General features: G+C 39.6%; 3 protein-coding genes. 1 reads left to right on the top strand and 2 read right to left on the bottom strand.

Translation table 11 applies throughout. The features are described 5' to 3' along the window. Positions 1-289: 289 nt before the first annotated feature. Complete coding sequence (locus JW841_03365) at positions 290-2,134, top strand: hypothetical protein (protein ID MBN1959960.1); 1,845 nt, start codon at positions 290-292, stop codon at positions 2,132-2,134. 20 nt (positions 2,135-2,154) lie between these two features. On the opposite strand, the gene JW841_03360 is transcribed toward JW841_03365, so the two are convergent. Together JW841_03360 and JW841_03355 are read right to left on the bottom strand one after the other, a co-directional pair. Continuing rightward, positions 2,155-3,756, bottom strand: coding sequence for a hypothetical protein (locus JW841_03360; protein ID MBN1959959.1), 1,602 nt, complete (start codon positions 3,754-3,756; stop codon positions 2,155-2,157). A gap of 13 nt (positions 3,757-3,769) precedes the next feature. Then, entirely contained in the window at positions 3,770-4,033 is a 264-nt protein-coding gene (locus JW841_03355; GenBank protein MBN1959958.1) for a hypothetical protein, read from the bottom strand. Positions 4,034-4,168 lie beyond the last annotated feature (135 nt).

Raw genomic sequence — 4,168 nt, 5'->3', positions numbered from 1 at the left:
GAAAGCCGCGTAAACGATGGCCGCGCGCGCAGCAAAATCATGCTGAGGCTTGCTTGTGGCAAGTCGCAGGCAGGATTTCTGCGAGCATGCGGTCGTAAGTAGCGGATTTCGTGAAGATCGACGGGAGACATTTAGGGACACCCCCTGATATAAATACTGCCATCTATAGGAAGCACTATATAAATACACACATATTGTTTTTATAGGTTAAGTATTAAGCGACGATTTACAGTTAAAACTAAGTTTTCATGAGAGATTGAACACATTCTTTTTTTAATAACAAGTGATTATGGCTAATTTATTTGAATTACCTCCATTTTTGTTGATCATACCTATTATCGCAATTGCAATTGGATGGCAGATAATTGGTACTCTCGCTATTTTACCTATTATTCCACGCGTTTTATCATCAGGATGGCGTTTATTATTAGCCTGGTTTTGTTGGTTGCCATTAAGTGGTGCAATTGTATTAGCATTGGTGCTTGCTGGTTTTGCAAGTCGAAATGTATTACTTGTCGGTACATTTATTATTTTTTTAATTGCTTTATTATCTTGGCGGCTATCAAATACAAAACCCACAATTTTAGCCGCTTATAAATCTTTTAAAAATTGGAAGTCGCAAGCAAAGAAATACGAGCTTTGGCTTTGGCGGGGTGGGGTAGCATTACAAGCGATAATTTGGGGTTATGTTGCTCATCCGCAAAAGATGTTTGATCAGCTTGGTTATCATTTGGTTGTTGGCCATTTAGTAGTACGAGACGGTGAACCTTTTAGTGGTGTTCTTGATCCTCATATACATCTTGCTGGTATCCTTGAATATGCTTTTGCATGGCATTATTCTTGGTTCGATTCCCGCATGTTTATAAATGGTGTTGCACAAATTGCTGTGCTTGCCATCACTGTTCCGGTCATTATCTGGTGTAGCTTACGATTAGGGCGAGCATCTTTGGGTTTTCTTGGTTTGTTATTTATTCTCCTTCCAGGAGTTTTACCTGAGAGTGTGATTTTACGCATGGTCAAACCAGACGGTGTAATTCTCACCGGGGTAATTGTTCTACTTACTTTACTAATCGATTCTCCGGTTGGTTTTATGGCAGCTGGTATTGGTGTTGGTGGCATGATGCTAGGTTGTAAATTTACCTTTGCCCATGCTACGTTGGGATTATTTTTAGCAATAATAATTGCCAAACCGCCAATTGGTCGTTTACGCCCATGGTTGCCGCTTATAATTGTAGGCTTGTTATGTTTTGCCTTACCGTTATATAAAAATTACTTACTTTTTGAAAATCCAGTCTATCCCGCTTTGATTGCAAAATTTCCTTCTCAGATCACTGGTCAATGGACACGTAATTACTGGAACCACCAAGCTTATGTTGGCAGATCAGCGCTTACCGGTTGGTTAGGGCCGTTTATATTGACACGCAGGGCCGCTTCATTGTACGGCTGCCTATTTGTCGCTGCGTTTTTTATTTTTTTAAATTGGCGTAAAAGGCAAAATAAGCTTGTCTTAGAATCACGCTGGCGCCAGGCCTTAATTATTACGGTCGCTTTTATAATAGGTACATGGTTATTTTGGCCGTTATTTTTTAGTGGGAAAGTTACGGCGAGATTTGTCAGCGGATTTTTTGGTGGTGTTTTTGTTTTGTGGCTGTTGTTACAGCGTTTAATAGCAGATTCGCAGCGTAAATATTTTTTTATTGCATGTACTTGTATTGGCTTACTGGCGTCTCATTTTGATCGCATATTACCTAACCTCATACTTTGGAATCTACACTCGACTAAAGAAGCTTATGCTATGCAATGGCCGCGTTTAAAAAGTGCTATCGTAGTTAACGCAAGCATTAATAACAAAAGCGACGTTATTCTCACTGACCATTCAAATAAACTCTATTTTGATGGCCGAGTATTGTATGAGGAACCTTTAGGATTAGCTCAACGTGCAATGGTCGCGGAGATTACGCAAAATCCTGTTGATGCCGCAGGTCGTTTTAAACTTGCCGCTATTGTGGTTTCAGCTAATCGTTCAATGTCACCACGGATGCAGTATATTTGGGATACTTTAGAGCCTAACGGAAAGATAATTGACGCTGGCAATGACCGGGTGTTGCTTAGCAAACATTATTTTCAGCCATAATATTTGAATAATTTATCAATTTAAAATGATTGATGCAGATTTGCCATGATGCCGCGATCATATTCAAGACCACCCACACTGCGAATCATGCCAATTGCATAGTAAACGTCTAATTGAAAAGCATCAGCAATAAGCATATGAAAACTCGGACCAACTGCACCCATACCGCGGGTAGTTTCATGGTCGTTTTGCCGATTGATTTCACCAAAAACAGCATAGTCAGCGAAAAATCCTATTTTATAAACATCACGAGTAAGTGAAAAACGCATTTCGAGACCAGTAGTTGCGGCGTGACGAGCATAATGAAGGCTACTGAAAACACCACGAACATATGAACCACCAATTTCTTGTTCTTCTACAAATGGCGCTTTGCCAAATAGTGATTTGGCGCGGCAAGTAATCCAGATATCATGCCAACCCAAAGCAAAAACTTTTTGATAAGCAAGATTAGCAACGGCCCAGCTTGCATTTGTCATTGCCGGATAATAACGACTAGTAAGTTTTAACAAATGATGGCGATCACGTCTGATGTTATCGATATCAAATATAAAGTTAGCAGTAGCACTAGCGAAAGGAAGCGTTTCAGAGCTGGTAGCAATATTTTGGGGGACATATAATTGTGAGACTTTATTTATAGCGAATATATCTCGACGTTCTGCACCAATGCCAATATCTGCAGCGACACCAGCTGCAAAATCGTAGTGTAATGCTACGGCTAATTGGGCGCGAGTATGATGATAACTTTCTAATCCTATGTCGGGTCGTTGACGGCTGATGTGTATCCCAGTAAGAGCTAACATAGGACGCAAAGCGCCAATTATTGGGGGTGTCATCCAACCTAAGCCTAATTTTGCCCCTTCGATGGCAAGATAAGTTGTGTTATCCTCAATACGGCTACGCGTTCTAGATTCAATATAAGAGTCAACAAACCAACGATCATTTGACATTAGGGCATCTTGATTGCGATAAGTTAGACCAGCTTTAATGCCATTGAGGCCACTTAAATTAATTGACAGACCAAGGCCATTAGACCAATCGCGCTGCTTAAAATAAATATGTAACTCATAATCAGCGCTTGGTGGTAGAAGAGGGCGACCAATATAATTGCCCAGTTCATCAACTAGTGGCCCAAGGCTATCTACTTGCGGCCCTACATGTTGAACATTAGAAACAGGCACTAGTTCAAAACGTTCAACTTTAGCATCTAATTTATCAGAGAGCATCTCAAGCTGACGTTCAAGATAAGGCCGATTAAATACATTTTGGGGCAGATTTATCCCCAACAATAAGCGCACGGTTTGCAGTGAACCTTTGCCTTTTAAAACTAATTTTTGAATTCGGCCTTCGTCGATGTCGATTACTATTTTATTATTAACTACAGCAGTTTCAACGCGAGCAATTTCATAACCAGCACGTTGTAAAAAGGTTAACAGTTTTTCGCGAACCAATTTTGCGCTTATGTCATTGACAGCAAAATCATCAGGTAAATTAAGTGCGGCAAGATAAACTTCGTTGTTTAACACTATGTTGCCACGAAAAATCAATGGTGTGGCTTGTTTAGTAATATTGGCAAAGGAGTTTTCGCCAGATAATAAGCAAATTAAGGCAAATACAATTGCCATTAACATATGCGTTTTATTTTCTCAGGGATATTTTGCGGATGAGTTCTTCTGTCTCCAACTCATCAGCCAAACCCAAAGATCTATCAAGCGAATAATACTGTGGTGTACCCATTGAAAACTCAGGCAATACATATTTTTGCGGTGATGATTGTTTTGCAGTATTTAATCCAAGCCTAATTATTCTATTTATTACCTTTTTTAAGGAATCACCAGATGTGAAAGATCGATTTTTAAGTTCAAGCATCAAATCATCATTTATATCAATTGTTGTACGCATAAATGCATAATATTCTAATAAAATTTTAGTGTCAAGGCACTAAAACAGGCATTGTTACTGATACGGTATATGTCCGCAGTATAAGCACGGGTAAATGTCCGCGATCAACATGGGCAAGGTGTAGTAGTTTGTCAT

Source organism: Deltaproteobacteria bacterium (genome assembly GCA_016931625.1).
Classification (GTDB): domain Bacteria; phylum Myxococcota; class XYA12-FULL-58-9; order XYA12-FULL-58-9; family JAFGEK01; genus JAFGEK01.
This window is presented reverse-complemented; position numbering and strand designations above follow the sequence as displayed.